Origin of the sequence: Erwinia sp. MMLR14_017 (assembly GCF_033657285.1) — a bacterium.
Taxonomy (GTDB): domain Bacteria; phylum Pseudomonadota; class Gammaproteobacteria; order Enterobacterales; family Enterobacteriaceae; genus Erwinia.
The window spans coordinates 605,790-623,289 of sequence record NZ_JAWVWP010000001.1 but is presented as its reverse complement, the minus strand read 5'-3'; the positions used below and the strand labels follow the sequence as shown (position 1 = coordinate 623,289).

The 17,500-nt window shown below is 53.4% G+C and carries 16 protein-coding genes; 7 read left to right on the top strand and 9 right to left on the bottom strand.

The genetic code is table 11. From position 1 onward, the window contains the following. Positions 1-101 precede the first annotated feature (101 nt). The 4 genes from frr to rpsB form a co-directional block, all read right to left on the bottom strand. Positions 102-659 carry a ribosome recycling factor gene (gene frr / locus SD961_RS02880; RefSeq protein WP_318788885.1) on the bottom strand — a complete coding sequence of 186 codons (558 nt, stop codon included), beginning with the start codon at positions 657-659 and terminating at the stop codon, positions 102-104. A 130-nt stretch (positions 660-789) separates the two neighbouring features. After that, the gene (gene pyrH / locus SD961_RS02875) at positions 790-1,515 is read right to left on the bottom strand and encodes a UMP kinase (RefSeq protein WP_013200846.1); all 726 of its coding nucleotides are present in this window, start codon (positions 1,513-1,515) and stop codon (positions 790-792) included. 154 nt (positions 1,516-1,669) lie between these two features. After that, positions 1,670-2,521 carry a translation elongation factor Ts gene (gene tsf / locus SD961_RS02870; protein ID WP_306207820.1) on the bottom strand — a complete coding sequence of 284 codons (852 nt, stop codon included), beginning with the start codon at positions 2,519-2,521 and terminating at the stop codon, positions 1,670-1,672. A 195-nt stretch (positions 2,522-2,716) separates the two neighbouring features. Then, a complete protein-coding gene (rpsB, locus tag SD961_RS02865; RefSeq protein ID WP_306207822.1) occupies positions 2,717-3,442 on the bottom strand; it encodes a 30S ribosomal protein S2 in 726 nt (241 codons plus the stop codon). A gap of 331 nt (positions 3,443-3,773) precedes the next feature. Between rpsB and map the strand changes: the two genes are divergently transcribed. The 4 genes from map to SD961_RS02845 all read left to right on the top strand — a co-directional run bounded on the left by map (position 3,774) and on the right by SD961_RS02845 (position 8,953). Further along, on the top strand, positions 3,774-4,568 hold the full coding sequence (map, locus tag SD961_RS02860) for a type I methionyl aminopeptidase (protein WP_318788884.1): 795 nt from the start codon (positions 3,774-3,776) through the stop codon (positions 4,566-4,568). A 115-nt stretch (positions 4,569-4,683) separates the two neighbouring features. After that, a complete protein-coding gene (gene glnD, locus SD961_RS02855) occupies positions 4,684-7,329 on the top strand; it encodes a bifunctional uridylyltransferase/uridylyl-removing protein GlnD (protein ID WP_318788883.1) in 2,646 nt (881 codons plus the stop codon). 95 nt (positions 7,330-7,424) lie between these two features. Then, entirely contained in the window at positions 7,425-8,249 is an 825-nt protein-coding gene (gene dapD, locus SD961_RS02850; RefSeq protein ID WP_318788882.1) for a 2,3,4,5-tetrahydropyridine-2,6-dicarboxylate N-succinyltransferase, read from the top strand. 311 nt (positions 8,250-8,560) lie between these two features. Continuing rightward, positions 8,561-8,953 carry a DUF3461 family protein gene (locus tag SD961_RS02845; RefSeq protein WP_306207830.1) on the top strand — a complete coding sequence of 131 codons (393 nt, stop codon included), beginning with the start codon at positions 8,561-8,563 and terminating at the stop codon, positions 8,951-8,953. A 51-nt stretch (positions 8,954-9,004) separates the two neighbouring features. Here SD961_RS02845 and SD961_RS02840 read toward each other — a convergent pair whose 3' ends face one another. The 3 genes from SD961_RS02840 to dgt form a co-directional block, all read right to left on the bottom strand. Next, on the bottom strand, positions 9,005-10,162 hold the full coding sequence (locus tag SD961_RS02840) for a CdaR family transcriptional regulator (protein WP_306207832.1): 1,158 nt from the start codon (positions 10,160-10,162) through the stop codon (positions 9,005-9,007). Positions 10,163-10,342: 180 nt separating this feature from the next. Continuing rightward, positions 10,343-11,782, bottom strand: coding sequence for a serine endoprotease DegP (degP, locus tag SD961_RS02835; protein WP_318788881.1), 1,440 nt, complete (start codon positions 11,780-11,782; stop codon positions 10,343-10,345). 144 nt (positions 11,783-11,926) lie between these two features. Next, complete coding sequence (gene dgt, locus SD961_RS02830) at positions 11,927-13,432, bottom strand: dGTPase (RefSeq protein WP_318788880.1); 1,506 nt, start codon at positions 13,430-13,432, stop codon at positions 11,927-11,929. 127 nt (positions 13,433-13,559) lie between these two features. Between dgt and mtnN the strand changes: the two genes are divergently transcribed. From mtnN to SD961_RS02815, 3 genes are all read left to right on the top strand, one after another. Next, entirely contained in the window at positions 13,560-14,258 is a 699-nt protein-coding gene (gene mtnN / locus SD961_RS02825) for a 5'-methylthioadenosine/S-adenosylhomocysteine nucleosidase (protein WP_318788879.1), read from the top strand. Further along, a complete protein-coding gene (gene btuF, locus SD961_RS02820; protein ID WP_318788878.1) occupies positions 14,251-15,036 on the top strand; it encodes a vitamin B12 ABC transporter substrate-binding protein BtuF in 786 nt (261 codons plus the stop codon). Before mtnN ends, btuF begins: the two co-directional genes overlap by 8 nt. 149 nt (positions 15,037-15,185) lie before the next feature. Next, entirely contained in the window at positions 15,186-15,440 is a 255-nt protein-coding gene (locus SD961_RS02815) for a hypothetical protein (protein ID WP_318788877.1), read from the top strand. Between the two features lie 34 nt (positions 15,441-15,474). On the opposite strand, the gene erpA is transcribed toward SD961_RS02815, so the two are convergent. Further along, positions 15,475-15,819: an iron-sulfur cluster insertion protein ErpA gene (erpA, locus tag SD961_RS02810; RefSeq protein WP_318788876.1), complete on the bottom strand. Its 345-nt coding sequence runs from the start codon at positions 15,817-15,819 to the stop codon at positions 15,475-15,477. Positions 15,820-15,900: 81 nt separating this feature from the next. Further along, the gene (gene clcA, locus SD961_RS02805; RefSeq protein ID WP_318788875.1) at positions 15,901-17,340 is read right to left on the bottom strand and encodes a H(+)/Cl(-) exchange transporter ClcA; all 1,440 of its coding nucleotides are present in this window, start codon (positions 17,338-17,340) and stop codon (positions 15,901-15,903) included. Positions 17,341-17,500: the final 160 nt, after the last annotated feature.

Genomic DNA, 17,500 nt, shown 5'->3' with positions numbered 1-17,500 from the left:
CTGTTCCGGCCATCAGCTAAGCGAATAAATGCAAAACGCCGTAAGACTGACCACTCATTTGAACGGCAATCTGTACGGCGTTTCATCGGAAAATGACGAACTCAGAAGTCCATCAGCTCCGTTTCTTTTTCTGCCAGCGCTGTATCAACTTTCTTGATAAAGAGGTCGGTCATTTTCTGGATATCATCCTGAGAACGCCGCTCTTCGTCTTCGCTGATCTCTTTGTCTTTCAGTAAAGCTTTAACTTTGTCGTTCGCGTCACGGCGGACGTTACGCACGGACACGCGACCCTGCTCTGCTTCGCCACGGACAATTTTAATCAGGTCTTTACGACGCTCTTCTGTCAGTGCAGGCAGCGGAACGCGAATGTCGGTGCCAGCTGAGCTTGGGTTAAGTCCCAGGTCAGAGGTCATGATCGCTTTTTCTACAGCCGCGCTGATAGAACGGTCAAACACGTTGATTTTCAGCGTGCGGGAATCTTCAACGGTGACGCTGGCCAGCTGGCGCAGCGGCGTGGAAGAGCCGTAATAGTCAACCATGATGCCATCAAGAATGCTTGGCGAGGCGCGGCCAGTACGGATTTTGCCGATAGTGTTTTTGAATGCTTCCACACATTTATCCATGCGCGTTTCAGCATCTTTTCTGATTTCGTTAATCACGTTGGAACCCTTGGATTCTGGTTAGCACGGGTCATATGGCGCCCGTGTCAACATAGTCTTGGTGAATCTGATTATAGTGCGCAACGCACTACAAAAGCAGAATATACCTTATTTTACGCAGCGGCGGATATTATTGCGTAATCAGGGTGCCTTCTTTTTCGCCCATTACCACACGACGCAGTGCGCCTGGCTTATTCATATTGAAGACACGAATTGGCAGTTTGTGATCGCGAGCAAGCGTAAAGGCCGCCAGGTCCATTACCTTCAGCTCTTTATCCAGCACGTCAGTGTAACTGATCTGATCGTACAGGGTCGCATCCGGGTTTTTCACCGGATCGGCTGAATAGACGCCATCCACTTTGGTGGCTTTCAGCACCACATCTGCTTCAATTTCGATGCCACGCAGGCAGGCGGCGGAATCGGTAGTAAAGAACGGGTTACCTGTACCGGCGGAGAAGATCACCACGCGGTTGTTGCGCAGCAGGCTGATCGCTTCTGCCCAGCTGTAGTTATCGCACACGCCGTTCAGCGGTATTGCGGACATCAGGCGGGCGTTCACATAGGCACGATGCAGAGCATCACGCATTGCCAGACCGTTCATCACGGTCGCCAGCATGCCCATATGGTCGCCAACGACGCGATTCATTCCAGCCTGCGCCAGACCAGCGCCACGGAACAGATTACCACCACCGATAACCACACCCACCTGAATGCCCAGTTCTACCAGTTCTTTCACTTCCTGAGCCATACGATCCAGTACGCTTGCGTCGATGCCGAAGCCTTCAGCACCTTGCAGCGCTTCGCCACTCAGTTTAAGCAGAATACGTTGATATACAGGTTTTGCATTGGTCGCCATGGTGTTTTTTCCTGGATGGTTTGGTCGATGTGAGGAGTTAAATCTGATCTATCATCCTCTTAGCACCGGAGAAATGCTATTGGGATGAGACTGAAAATGCGTGGTGCTAACGGCAGACAAAAAAGAACCGCCGATTGGCGGTTCTTATCAATCATTAAGACTGTTTGGACATCGCCGCAACTTCTGCTGCGAAATCGGTTTCAGCTTTCTCAATGCCTTCGCCCACTTCAAAGCGGATGAAGTTAACAACGTCTGCATTTTTCTCTTTCAGCAGCTGGCCCACAGTTTTTGATGGGTCCATTACGAAAGGCTGACCAGTCAGAGAGACTTCGCCGGTGAATTTCTTCATGCGGCCTTCAACCATCTTCTCTGCGATCTCTTTCGGCTTACCGGACTGCATGGCGATGTCCAGCTGAACCTGGAACTCTTTCTCAACCACGTCAGCAGAAACGTCTTCTGGCTTAACGAATTCTGGCTTGCTTGCCGCAACGTGCATTGCCAGCTGCTTAACCAGCTCTTCGTCAGCGCCTGTTGCAGAAATCAGAACGCCGATACGTGCGCCGTGCAGGTAGCTGCCCAGGGCATCGCCTTCCAGTGAAGATACGCGGCGAATATTGATGTTTTCACCAATTTTTGCCACCAGCGCCACGCGCTCTTCTTCGAACTGAGCTTTCAGCGCTTCAACATCAGTAATTTTGCCAGCAACAGCAGCATCCAGCACTTTGTCAGCAAAGGCCTGGAAACCGCTATCTTTAGCCACGAAGTCAGTCTGGCAGTTTACTTCCAGAATCACACCGTAATTGCCTTCAATCTTGGTTTTGATCACGCCGTCAGCAGCAACGTTGCCTGCTTTCTTAGCCGCTTTGATCGCGCCAGATTTACGCATGTTCTCGATTGCCAGCTCAATGTCGCCATTGGCTTCGGTCAGCGCTTTCTTACAATCCATCATGCCAGCGCCAGTGCGCTCACGCAGTTCTTTTACCAGAGCCGCAGTAATATCAGCCATTCTCTAATCCTCGGTTATTCAGCATTTGTTGGCATCCCGCCGGAACGGGGGAGACAAATGTCTCTTCTCGGGAGAAACATTCTGCCCCGCCGACTGTGACAACCGGCAGAGCGAATTCGAATAAAATAAAGGGGCCATCCGGCCCCTTACAGATTTACATCTGATCAATAAGGGCTCTCTGAGGAGCGATCCTTATTACTCAGCTTCGGCGAAGGTTTCTTCAGCCTGCTGAGCCAGGTCCTGAGAGCGACCTTCACGCACAGTGGTAGCCACTGCGGTCAGGTACAGGCTCACAGCACGGATTGCATCGTCATTACCAGGAATGATGAAGTCAACGCCGTCCGGATCAGAGTTAGTATCAACGATAGCAAAGACCGGGATACCCAGGTTGTTTGCTTCTTTGATTGCGATGTGCTCGTGGTCTGCATCAACAACGAACAGAGCGTCAGGCAGGCCGCCCATGTCCTTGATTCCGCCCAGGCTGTTTTCCAGCTTGCCCAGTTCACGGGTGCGCATCAGCGCTTCTTTCTTGGTCAGTTTATCGAAGGTACCGTCCTGAGACTGGGTTTCCAGATCTTTCAGACGTTTGATGGACTGACGAACGGTTTTCCAGTTAGTCAGCATGCCACCCAACCAGCGATGGTTTACGAAGAACTGGTCACAGCTCAGCGCAGACTCTTTTACCGCTTCGCTTGCAGCGCGCTTGGTACCGACCATCAGGATCTTTCCTTTACGGGAAGCGATCTTGTTCAGTTCAGCCAGAGCTTCGTTGAACATTGGTACGGTTTTTTCAAGGTTGATGATGTGAACTTTGTTACGAGCGCCGAAGATGAATGGCTTCATTTTCGGGTTCCAGTAACGGGTCTGGTGACCGAAGTGTACACCGGCCTTGAGCATGTCGCGCATGGAAACAGTTGCCATGATTACCTCTATAGAGTGATTTGGGGTTAAGCCTCCATGTATCCCATACAACCGACCCGTCAGACTGCTTGCGCAGGCTTTAAGGCACCCCGGCGTATGTGTCGATACATGTGTGTTATTTACACATAATGAGAGTTATGCGTTTCCCTGAGAAACTTCTTCACAGAGAATCGTCGGCGCGCTTTATACCACAAAGCGCCCTGTGAAGCCAAATTTTGTTAGCAACGCCCTTCCTGCCACAAACTGCAATTGGCAGAGCAAAGGTGGGCTGCTACCATTGCTGCACTTCCTTTATTATTGTCGAAAATAGCGGCAACTGCGGACAAAATTAATGGCGATTACAATTAAAACCCCTGAAGAAATCGAAAAAATGCGCGTGGCGGGCCGTCTGGCTGCTGAAGTGCTCGAAATGATTGAAGAACATGTTAAGCCCGGTATCAGCACCGGCGAGCTGGATCGCATTTGTCACGATTACATCGTTAATACCCAGCAAGCGGTCTCGGCCAGTCTGGGTTATCACGGTTTTCCGAAATCGGTCTGCATCTCCATCAACGAAGTGGTCTGCCACGGTATCCCAAGTGATGAGCGCATCCTGAAAGAGGGCGACATCGTTAATATTGATGTCACCGTGATCAAAGATGAATACCACGGTGATACCTCAAAAATGTTTATCGCTGGTAAACCCACCATTCTGGGCGAGCGTCTGTGCCGCATCACCCAGGAGAGCCTTTATCTGGCGCTGCGGATGGTGAAACCAGGCATCCGCCTGCGCACTATTGGCCGCGAAATTCAGAAGTTTGTTGAAGCGCAGGATTTCTCTGTGGTACGTGAATATTGCGGACACGGCATCGGTAAGGGTTTCCATGAAGAGCCGCAGGTTCTGCATTACGATGCGGACGACGGCGGCGTTGTGCTTCAGGCTGGCATGGCCTTTACCATTGAGCCGATGGTCAACGCTGGTGATTACCGCATTCGCAGCATGAAAGATGGCTGGACGGTGAAAACCAAAGATCGCAGCCTCTCCGCACAATATGAGCACACCATTGTGGTGACGGAAAACGGCTGCGAAATTATGACGCTGCGTAAGGATGATACTATTCCAGCCATCCTGACCCACGACGCGTAACGCAATCGAAATAAAAAAACCGGCTCCGGCCGGTTTTTTTTTGATCTCAGGCTGCTGCTGGCGCTATTGTCGGTGTTCTATTCCGATCCGCAGCGCATTAAGCAGGAGCACCGGCGTGACCAAAACCCTTAAGGATTATAAAAAGTCTGGCTCCCCTGCCCACTGGGCCGATAAGGAACTGACTCGCGAATCCCTGAAACAACACCTTGAGCAGTTCAATCTGCTGCTGGCAAGCGCCTTTGACCAGGGCGAAGACGTTGAAACATTGATTGATGCCCGCACGCTCTTTATCGATCGTCTGCTCAGACGCCTCTGGCGTTTTTATGGCTTCCCGGAAAAAGAGGGCATTGCCCTGGTGGCAGTGGGCGGCTATGGTCGCGGTGAACTGCATCCCCTTTCCGATATTGATGTGCTGATCCTCAGCCGTAGTACCCTCTCCGATCAGGATGCCCAACGCACCGGCGAACTGCTGACGCTGATGTGGGACTTAAAGCTGGAAGTGGGACACAGCGTCCGCACGTTGGAAGAGTGCCTGCTTGAAGGGTTGTCTGACCTGACTGTCGCCACCAATCTGATTGAATCCCGTATGTTAACCGGTGATGTGGCGCTGTTTCTTGAGCTGCAAAAGAACGTATTCAGCGACGGCTTCTGGCCTTCAGACCAGTTTTTCGCGGCAAAGATTGCGGAGCAGCAGGAGCGCCACAATCGCTATCACGGCACCAGCTACAATCTGGAGCCGGACATTAAAAGCAGCCCCGGCGGCCTTCGCGATATTCATACGCTGTTGTGGGTTGCCCGCCGTCATTTCGGGGCGACCTCACTGGATGAGATGGTTGGATTTGGCTTCCTGACGGAAGTGGAGCGCAACGAGCTGAACGAGTGCCAGAGCTTTTTGTGGCGCATCCGGTTTGCCCTGCATCTGACCCTGCCCCGCTACGATAACCGCCTGCTGTTTGATCGTCAGCTTACCGTGGCTCAACGCCTGAACTATCAGGGCGAAGTTAACGAGCCGGTTGAGCGGATGATGAAGGATTTCTATCGGGTGACCGCGCGTATCAGCGAGCTTAACCATATGCTGCTGCAGCTGTTTGATGAGGCGATCCTTGCGCTCGGCGAAGATGAGAAGCCGCGTCCCATTGATCAAGAGTTCCAGCTACGCGGTTCGCTGATCGATTTAATCGATGAAACGCTGTTCTCACGCGAGCCGGAAGCGATCATGCGGATGTTCTATACCATGGTGCGCATGCAGAACATCAGCGGGATCTACTCCACTACGCTGCGCCAGTTGCGCCATGCCCGCCGTCATCTGGCACAGCCGCTTTGCACTATTCCGGAAGCTCGCCGTCTGTTTATGTCCATTTTACGCCATCCGGGCGCCGTCAGTCGGGCGCTGCTCCCTATGCATCGCCATAACGTGCTCTGGGCCTATATGCCGCAGTGGGGCAATATTGTCGGGCAGATGCAGTTCGACCTGTTTCATGCTTATACGGTGGATGAACACACGATCAGGGTGCTACAGAAGCTGGAGAGTTTCGCCAACGAGGCGACTCGTCCACGCCATCCTCTCTGTGTGGAAATCTGGCCACGCTTGCCGCAGGTGGAACTGCTGTTGATGGCTGCGCTGTTCCATGACATTGCGAAAGGACGCGGCGGCGACCACTCTATTCTCGGCGCTCAGGATGTGCTGGAATTTGCTGAACTGCACGGGCTGAACTCGCGTGAAACCCAGCTGGTTGCCTGGCTGGTGCGCCATCATCTGCTGATGTCGGTAACGGCGCAGCGGCGTGATATTCAGGACCCGACAGAGATCCAGCAGTTTGCCGAAGTGATGCAAAACGAGAACCGGCTGCGTTACCTGGTTTGCCTGACGGTGGCGGATATCTGCGCCACTAATGAGAATTTATGGAATAGCTGGAAGCAGAGTTTGCTGCGTGAGCTCTTCTTCGCCACCGAGAAACAGCTGCGTCGCGGCATGGAAAACAGCCCGGATCTGCGTGAGCGGGTGCGTCATCATCGCTTGCAGGCTCTGGCGTTATTACGGATGGATAATATCGACGAGCGGGCGCTGCACCCTATCTGGAGCCGCTGCCGCGCAGATTATTTCCTTCGCCATACGCCCAATCAGCTTGCCTGGCATGCCCGGCATTTACTGCAACACGACTTAACGCAGCCGCTGGTGCTGGTCAGCCCGCAGGCGACACGCGGCGGCACGGAGATCTTTATCTGGAGCCCGGATCGCCCTTATCTCTTCGCCACCGTAGCGGGAGAGCTGGATCGCCGCAATCTCAGCGTGCATGATGCGCAGATCTTCACCAGCCGGGACGGTATGGCGATGGATACCTTTATTGTGCTGGAGCCGGATGGCAGTCCGCTGGCCGCAGATCGCCATGAAATGATCCGTCAGGCGTTGGAACAGGCGATAGGCCAGACTAACTGGCAGTCTCCACGCACCCGGCGGCAGTCCGCCCGGCTTAAACATTTCAGCGTGGACACCCAGGCGAAGTTTTTACCGGGTCACACAGATCGTCGCACCTATATGGAGCTGATCGCGCTGGATCAGCCAGGCCTGTTGGCCCGCGTGGGAGAAGTCTTCGCCGACTTAGGTATTTCGCTACATGGGGCACGCATCAGCACCATCGGCGAACGCGTGGAGGATTTATTCATCCTCGCTAACAGTGAACGGCGGGCCCTGGGGCCGGAATTGCGCGAACAGTTACAACAACGGTTGACAGACGCCCTTAATCCAAACGATAAAGTGTGACCCGGATTTAATTTTTAACACACCATGTGGGGCAAGGTGGCGGGGTTAAAACCCCTCTTCCCACATTGGGAACATGAGTGAAACAGGAAGAACTAATGCAACAATTACAGAGTGTTATTGAGAGCGCCTTCGAGCGCCGCGCAGAAATCACCCCCGCTAATGCAGATACCGTTACCCGCGAAGCGGTCAAACAGGTTATCAGCCTGCTTGACAGCGGTGCCCTGCGCGTCGCTGAAAAGATTGACGGTGAGTGGGTAACGCATCAGTGGCTGAAAAAGGCCGTACTCCTCTCCTTCCGCATCAATGACAATCAGGTGATTGAGGGTGCAGAAAGCCGCTTCTACGACAAAGTGCCGATGAAGTTTGCCGACTATGACGACGCGCGCTTTAAAAAAGAGGGCTTCCGCGTAGTGCCGCCTGCCGCCGTTCGCCAGGGTGCCTATATCGCCCGCAATACCGTACTGATGCCTTCTTACGTCAATATCGGTGCCTATGTGGATGAAGGTTCGATGGTAGATACCTGGGCGACCGTGGGTTCCTGTGCGCAGATTGGTAAAAACGTGCATCTTTCTGGCGGCGTGGGTATTGGCGGCGTGCTTGAGCCTCTGCAGGCTAACCCAACTATCATCGAAGATAACTGCTTTATCGGCGCACGCTCAGAGATCGTCGAAGGGGTGATCGTTGAAGAGGGCGCGGTTATCTCCATGGGCGTCTATATCGGTCAGAGCACCAAAATTTACGATCGTGAAACGGGTGAAGTGCATTATGGACGCGTACCAGCCGGTTCTGTAGTGGTTTCCGGCAACCTGCCTTCAAAAGATGGCAGCTACAGCCTGTACTGTGCGGTTATCGTGAAGAAAGTTGACGCGAAAACTCGCGGTAAAGTGGGCATCAACGAACTGCTGCGCACCATCGACTGATCCTCTGCGGGTCACGCCCTGTGGCCCGTAATCTTTTCTTTACACTGAGCCCGCCAACAACCTCTTTCGCGCGACGAAATAACGGATGCTATTGCGCAACAACTGAGCGATAATCCGCGCCGTTAAGCGCACAGACGCTCCCCGATTGCGTTTCAGATTTACACATACTCATCTGAGTACGGGACGAGCGAGCAAAGCTGACCAGCCACCAGCGCACGGCCTGCGGACTTAAGTAGTGGCGAGCACTGGCAACGCAGCATTTGCAACGCGCAGCCGAAACAATAATCTCCCGCATAAGGAATCTGAAAAGTATGTATGACAATCTGAAAGGCCTGGGCATCTCTTCTCCTGACGATATTGACCGTTACAGCCTGCGTCAGGAAGCCAATAACGACATCCTGAAAATCTATTTCCGTAAAGATAAAGGCGAATTTTTTGCCAAAAGCGTGAAATTTAAATATCCGCGTCAGCGTAAAACCGTGGTGGCTGATAACGCCAGCCAGGGGTATAAAGAGATCCAGGAAATCAGCCCGAACCTGCGTTATGTGATCGACGAACTGGACCAGATTTGCCAGCGTGACCAGGTTGAAGTGGATCTGAAACGTAAAATTCTGGAAGACCTGCGCCATCTGGAGCATGTTGTTTCCAATAAAATCAGCGAGATCGAATCCGATCTTGAAAAGCTGACCCGCAACGGCCGTTAATTCCCGGTAAGTTGTCGAAAAGGGCGGAGGAGATCTCCGCCCTTTTTTTATTTAAGGCTGCTCATCCAGCTGTAGCGCAACATAGAGCAGCAGTCTGTCGTCGAAATTACTCAGATTGAGTCCGGTCAGCTCAGAAATCCGGTTGAGCCGGTATTCCAGCGTATTGCGGTGGATATAGAGCGCTTTCGCCGTTGCCGAGGGCTGCACGTTATTACTGAACCACGAGGTCAGCGTTCTGCGTAACAGCCCGTTATTGTCCATCGACTTTAGCCGGGCCAGTGGACGGGAGAGTTCGCCAGCCTGCCAGCCGCCACGCAGGCTGTCGAGCAATACGGGCAGCACTAAATCCTGATAGAAGTAGCTGCGCTGTTCAGGCATTCGCTGCTTGCCTACCAGCATCGTGGTGTGGGCGGTACGGTAGGAGCGCGCAATACTGCCCGGCCCGGTGAAAAAATTCCCCAATGCAATACGCATCCGCAGATGTCCGCTCTCCTTCATGCGCGACTGCAGCAGCTCAACGCGTTTGCGGTGATCGTCTGCGTCATACCGGCCATGCGCGTTGAACGCTGGTTTCAATACCACCATCTCCGTCAGCGAAACAATCGCAATCAGGTTATCTCTCTCCGGCGTGGTCAGCAGCGTTTGCAGCTGCTGCAGCTCTGACATGGCGCTGTCCACGCCCAGCTGGCCGCTGTCCACTTCCACCACCGCCACCACTCTGGGCTGATTAAGATCGATACGCAAACGCTGTGCCCATTCCACTAATGCGGGTGAAAGCGTATCGCTACGGATCAGGTTCAGCACCAGCTCTTCACGAAGACGGCTATCCTGCGCCAGCATATGCAGCAGCCGCGCCTGCTCCAGCATCATCTCCGCCGTCATGCAGACCAGTTCACCATAATGCCGCAGCGTTTCCGGTTCGCCAGTCAGGCCAATAACGCCAACGATGTCGCCATCAATGCGCATCGGCAGATTAATCCCTGGCCGAACACCGTGCAGGTGCTTAGCCACTCCTTCATCAATGTCCACAACCCGTGCCTGAGAGAGCGCCAGCAGCGCTCCTTCGTGCATTTCACCAATACGCTCATGGTCGCCGCTGCCGATGATGCGGCCACGCGCGTCCATCACGTTGACATTGCTGTCAATAATTTGCATCGTGCGGGCAACAATTTCCTGCGCCAGCCGGGCATCCAGATGATAGGTAGCCATTTACCTCTCCAGCAAAGCATCATTCTTTCAGCATACCTGCGGCACCAGAGCGAAACATTGTGCAACTGCACTAAGCACGGTGCGGACTGTAAAAATTGCGGGGAGTATCACAAAGAGAGGAGGCAATAACGGGGATTTTAAAACAGAAGTGCCGACGGCAGGCGTCGGCACTTAAAGGGATTACTGCATCAACAGATAGATGGAGCTGTCGCCACGCTGAATATTCAGAGCCAGTACGGAAGGCTTGGTATCCAGAATTTTACGCAGCTCGCCCAGATTAGCGATCGCCTGCTGATTAACGCCCAGGATCACATCATCTTTTTTCAGGCCAATGCGCGCAGCGGCAGAGCCTGCCTTCACATTATCCACCTTGACGCCTTTAACGCCCTTCTCGTCAAAGTTACTTAGGTCAGCACCCTCAATACCGGTGTAAATCGTTGCGGATTCAACCTTAGTCTGGGTACTTTGCTGCAGTTCGACGTTAACGGTAAGAGGCTTGCCATCGCGGATCAGGCCCAGCGCCATTTTGGTGCCGACCGGCAGCGAGCCAACCTGAGCACGCAGCGCGGCAAAGCTGGAGATCTGCTTACCGTTGATGGAGGTGACCACATCGCCCGCCTTCACGCCCGCTTTTGCAGCTGAGGAGTTGGGCAGAACCTGGCTGACAAACGCGCCGCGCTGTGCGTCCACTTTCATCGCTTTCGCCAGCTCAGAGTTCAGCTCGGTGCCCATGATACCCAGCTCACCGCGTTTCACCTGGCCATATTCTACCATCTGTGCCGTCAGGTTTTTCACCATGGTACTTGGAATGGCGAAGCCGATACCGATATTGCCGCCGTCCGGTGCCAGGATGGCGGTGTTGATGCCAATCAGCTCGCCGTTAAGATTAACCAGCGCGCCACCGGAGTTACCGCGGTTGATGGCGGCATCGGTCTGGATAAAGTTTTCATAATTTTCAACGTTCAGGCCGCTGCGACCAAGCGCAGAAACGATCCCGGAGGTGACCGTTTCACCCAGGCCATAGGGGTTACCAATAGCCACGGTATAATCACCGACGCGAAGATCGTCAGAATCTGCAATTTTGATGGCCGTCAGGTTCTTCGCATCCTTCAGCTGAATCAGGGCGATATCTGAACGCGGATCTTTTCCAATCACTTTTGCGTCGTACTTGCGCCCGTCGCTGAGCTGCACCTGAATTTTGGTGGCGTTATCAACCACGTGATTATTGGTGACCACATAGCCTTTAGCGGCATCAATCACCACACCCGAGCCAAGCGCGCGGAATTTCTCCTGCTGAGTATTGGCTCCGCCCTGATCCTGCCCCTGTCCACCGCCGCCCTGACACATAGGGGAGCTCTGGAAAGGCGAGCCGTCCTGGCAGAATGGCGAATTGTCGCCAAAGAACTGCTGGAACTGCTGTGGCATCCGTGGCGTTTTCACCGTGGTGCTGCCTTCAACATTGATACTAACCACCGAAGGCATAACTTTTTCTAACATAGGGGCCAGGCTCGGAAGCTGCTGGCTGGAGGAAGAAGCGGTTTCTGCAGCCGAAGCAGTAAGCGGAGTCATCGCCATTCCCAGGCTCAGAGCTAACGCGCCAGCTAAAAGTGTTTTTTTCATGCGTCTGTTTCTCTATATGTCCAATTATGCAACCATTGCTGTGGTCGTGATGATGAGAGTGAAGTTTTAGCGCTAAGTTCATGAAAAAGATTGCGCTAAAGGTAAATATTTATTCTTCATCTTTACAATTCAAGGGGGGCGACGTTATTCCACGGCCATCAGGCGCCGATACTCATCCCAGGCAAACAGATCTGTCATGCCACTAACATAGTCCTGTAGCATTCTCGCCCGGTAATAATATTCCCAGATGGCAATATCGCCCGCGCGATTATCCAGGCGCCCCATTGCTTCACTATAAGCCAGGCGAAAGCGCGTGGAAAGTTTGTGGAACAGGCGCGTTTCTATTGGATAGCCTTTTAAATAATCTTTCTCAATCAGCTCACCAAATTCTTGCTGAGTCAGCGCTAATAAAGGCTGATAAATATCTAATAAGCCGCTGATAACACGGTATCCCTGCAGCTCCAGTTGCTCAACGTCAGGATGGTTAAATACATGACGGAAAGCGACTTTTTTGAAAATTTCCAGCAGCTGATTTTGTGCCGTGCCATCTTCCAGCAGCGCCTGGTTGAATTTTCCGTCAAAAACTTCCGCTAAATTATCGATAAACCGGCCAGCGGCATGCGGTACCAGACGGGCAACGGTATTCACCCTTAAATACATAAAGAACTGATCTTCGCTGCTGCGGCTGGTTTGTGAACTTCTGGATTTATCCAGCGCGTTCGTCACGACCAGACTAAATAGATCGCCCGGCTGATGTGTGGGCCACAGCGCAAATAAGTGCTCGTAGAGTTGCTCAACGGTGAAAATATTTTTCTCAACCGCATCTTCCAAATCGGCCACACAATAGGAGATGTCATCCGCCGCTTCCATAATATAGGTCAAAGGAAAACGACAATGCGGCTGAAGATCCAGTTCTTTGCGTAACCGGGCGACATATTCCGCCTCAGCCAGATAATAGCCAGGCTTTTTCATCAGATAATCGTGGCCTGGCGGAATCTTTCCTTTGTGCCAGGCGGGACGAGTATATTTCAGGATACAGCCCACCTGCGCCCAGGTCAGGTTCATCCTCAGCAGCGAATGCACCATGCGGATAGCCTGCGCATTGCCCTCAAAGTGGGATAAATCTTGACGAATCTTTGCACGAAGATCGTTAAAGCCATCTGTCTGATAACGCAGCGCTTCCGGTTCACAGCGATCGGTACGTGGATTTTCGGGCTGATAATCGTTATCCAGCCGCTGGCGGAACCAGTCGTTGATTGCCGATTCGCCAAAATGACCAAAAGGTGGATTGCCGATGTCGTGCATCAGGCAGGCCATCTCAACGATACTTTCAAAAGGCCCGGTTAGCTGAGCAAGGCCATAATTTTCCAGTTGCCCCAGCTCTTTCAGCCGGGTAAGGATCTCCTTGGCGATATACCGTCCCACCTGCTGCACTTCCAGCGAATGGGTCAGCCTTGAGCGAACGGCGGCATTACGTTCCAGCGGGAAAACCTGGGTTTTCTGTTGCAGACGGCGGATAGCCGCTGAATTAATAATGCGTCCGCGATCGCTCTCAAAGATCCGTAATATTTCATGCTCGCTTTTCACCCCCTGCAGAGGACGATAACGGCGCTGATAATTGATTTTTTTCCTGAAGTCGATATCGGTCATGCCAGCTTCCCATTCTGCGGCACCAGATCCATGCCTGTACCCTCTTGCGGATTATGTCCTTCATCCTGCCATGATAGACTATGCGCCGAAAGCACAGTTTACTTCCACAACATTAGCGAGTATCCCTATGAAAGCAGGCATTATTGGTGCAATGGAGCAGGAAATTACCCTGCTGCGCGACAAAATTGAAAATCGTCAGACGCTGGCCCTGGCAGGCTGTGAAATTTACACCGGAACGCTGAACGGTGTGGAGGTCGCCCTGCTGAAGTCGGGCATTGGCAAAGTTTCTGCCGCGCTGGGCACCACCCTGCTGTTACAGTTGTGCAAGCCTGACTTTATTATCAATACCGGCTCCGCTGGCGGTCTGGCTCCTTCGCTGAAGGTGGGCGATATTGTGGTGTCAGATGAAGTACGTTATCACGATGCCGACGTCACCGCGTTTGGATACGAGCCTGGCCAGATGGCAGGCTGCCCTGCCGCCTTCACCGCCGATACCGCACTGATTGAAGCCGCAGAAAGCTGCATCAAACAGCTTGGCCTGCATGCCGTGCGCGGTCTGGTCGTGAGTGGCGATGCCTTTATCAACGGCGCAGAACCGCTGGCACGCATCCGTTCAACCTTCCCGCAGGCTATTGGCGTGGAGATGGAAGCCACGGCTATTGCGCACGTTTGTCACCAGTTTGCCGTGCCCTTTGTGGTGATTAGAGCCATTTCTGACGTGGCCGATCGGGAATCCCACCTGAGCTTTGATGAATTCCTGGTTGTGGCAGCGAAGCAATCCTCTCTGATGGTTGAGACGCTGCTGACCAACCTGTCGCGTGGCTAGGTTCCTTGTCGCCCTGCTGCTGCTGACCTGCTTCAGCGCAGCCGCCGCGCCCAGGGTGATTACCCTGGCTCCGGCCCTGACGGAGCTGGCTTTTGCCGCAGGCATCAGGCCTGTGGCAGTCAGTGCTTACTCAGACTATCCCCCGGAAGCTAACCAGCTGGAGCAGGTTGCCAACTGGCAGGGCATCAACGTGGAACGCATTCTGGCATTCAAGCCAGATCTGGTGCTCGCCTGGCGTGAAGGCAATCCTCAACGTCAGGTGGATCAGCTCAGCGCTTTCGGCATCAAAATCGTCTGGATCAATCCCGTGACGATCAAAGAGGTGGCTGACAGCCTGCGTCAGTTGAAGGCCTGGAGTCCGGCCCCTGAAAAAGCCGATCGTGCCGCTGACGCCCTTTTAAATCAGCAGGCCGCTTTGTACCAGCATTACGCCAGCCTGCCAAAAAAGAAGGTTTTTTTGCAGTTTGGCCAGCGCCCTCTCTTCACCGCCTCTGGCAACACTTTGCAGAATGAAATTCTTCAGCTCTGCGCGGGAGAGAACATCTTTGCCGACAGTCGGGTTGCCTGGCCGCAGGTGAGCCGCGAACAGGTACTGATGAGAAGACCGCAGGTTGTCGTCACAGGAGGCGATAAGAAACGTATAGCTGAAGTAGAGGCCTTCTGGCGACCGCAGTTAGCGGTGCCGGTGATCGCCGTCAATGAGGACTGGTTCAGCCGGCCAGGCCCGCGCATTATGCAGGCAGCGCAACAAATATGCCGTCAACTGCACCCGGAGTGAAGGCGTGAAACCCAAAGACCGCAGCAAAGTCGGTTAAAGTTTCAGCAGGAATTGTCGTTAATCAACTAACGAGGCGGCGAAATATTTTATTCTCGCTGCCCATTTTTGGGCTGATGCCCTGATTTTATCTACACCAGGATAACAACAAAATGAAAGCCGTTTATCTGGCCTTTGGCCTAATGATGGCTGGTCACGCCTGTGCTGCATCCATTACGGGCAGCATCGGGGTCAAATTGACCATTTACTCGCAATGTCACATTGACGGGCAAAGTGTTACACCAGCAAAAGCACCTGTAGTCAGCTGCGGCCAACAGGAATCGGCCCAGCCTAAAGTCACTGAGTCGGTAATTGCACAAAATAGTGGAAGCCGCACGGTGGCGAAATTAGTTACGGTAGAGTGGTAAGAACCCCGGCAGCAAACGTGCCGGGGCAGCAGCATCAGATGCTGAACGAAGAACCGCAGCCACAGGTGGTTTTGGCGTTCGGGTTGGTGACGATAAACCGGGAGCCTTCAAGGCCTTCGGTATAATCGACTGCGCCACCTACCAGATATTGCAGGCTCATCGGGTCCACCACCAGCGCGACGCCCGCTTTCTCAATGGTCATATCGCCATCATTTACCTTGTCATCAAAGGTAAAACCGTACTGGAAGCCACTACAGCCGCCACCGGTGATATAAACACGCAGTTTCAGATCCGGGTTCTCTTCATCTGAAATCAGATTTTTGACTTTACTGGCCGCTGCTTCAGTGAATTGCAGGGGCAGAGCTATATCGTCACTCATTTAATACTCCAGTATGTATTCGGGCGACTGGTCATAATTCGACCATCTCTGGCACCATTATCTTATATACCAGTATAGCAATCAAGTATCCGCCGTTTTCCCTTTCGGCTGCGTGGCACTCTGTGCTGCCACTTTTTCATCATCTTTTTGCTGCTGGCTGGCCAGGGTGCGCGCCAGCAGCGAGGAATAGAGCGGCTGACCGCCAAGAAACTGTGCCAGTAAGGTTGCGCCAAGGCAGGTGATAATCATCGGCAGAATAAGCTGATAATTGTCGGTCATTTCCAGAACCAGCACGATCCCGGTCAGCGGCGCCCTGACTGAAGCGGCAAAGAGCGCACCCATGCCCGCAATGGCAAAGGTTCCGGCTTCCAGGTGATAAGCCGGGAACATTGAAGCGCTGGCCATGCCAAAGGCGGTTCCCAGTAAGGTGCCAAGCGCCAGCATAGGGGCGAAAATTCCGCCCGGCGCGCCGGAGCCAAAGCAGAGCAGCGTGGTGGCTACACGGGTGATAAAAATAAACAGCAGCATTCCGACTGTGTAATTGCCCGTAGCCGCTATCGGAATCAGGTTAAAGCCGCCCCCTGCCGCTTCCGGTTCGATAACCCCCAGCACACCACAAACGCCGCCCAGCACGCCGCCGATAAGCAGAATTTTGCGCAGATTACCGCCATGCAGCCGCTTAAACATATCCTGTGTACGGAAAATCAGCGCGTTAAACGCCACGCCAACCACGCCAAACAGCATCCCCAACAGCAGATAGAGCCACAGCGTATTGACCGGTGCGCTGGCCAGTTTGCCCACGGCAATGACCGCACCTTCCCCATTAAAAATGCGGAATACCACGCTGGACATGATCACACCGATAAAGACGGCTTTAACCGAAATAACGCTGTAGCGGAACTGTAGCCGCATCTCTTCAATAATAAACAGAATGCCCGCCAGCGGCGCGTTAAAGGCGGCGGAGAGTCCGGCTGCGGCACCGGTCGCCAGCAGCGAGTGGCGGGCCTCGGGACTTTTCATGCGGAAAATATCCAGCACCATCCGGCCTATATTGCCACCGAGTTGCACCGTCGGCCCTTCGCGCCCCAGCACCATGCCCGCGCCTAACGCGCCCATGCCGCCGATAAATTTGACCGGGATAACTCGCCACCAGCGCACAGGACGCAGCTCTTCCAGCGCGCCCTCGATTTCAGGGATGCCCGATCCGGACGCTTCCGGCGCAAATTGTCTGACCAGGTAATAGCCCACCATCGCCAGCAGCCCGGAGAGAATAAAGGCCAGCGGGAAAACCAGCAGCCAGTGTTGCTCAACAGTCGCCAGCATACTCAGACGCTGAGTGCTGACAGCGTTGACGGCTTTCTCAAAAGCGACGCCAACAAGGCCAGCCAGCGTTCCGACAATGCCCGCCAAAATAAGAACCGCTACAGGCGTTTTATCTCTGCGAATCAGCAGACGTAAAAAATCCCCCCGCCGCACCGGGACGCTGTTTAACTGCTCAGTAGATGACGTAGGTTCGTTCATATCCTGTTCATTTCTCGGTAAAGATAAGTCAATATCTTACCCTTCCCGCCGGTGATGTCCCGGAAAAATTTCCAGGCTATTGTGTCAAAAGCGCGACTTGCCTTTTATCCCTGCCCCATGTTCCCTTAGAATGGCGATGTTTTTTTAAATGCATTCTCAG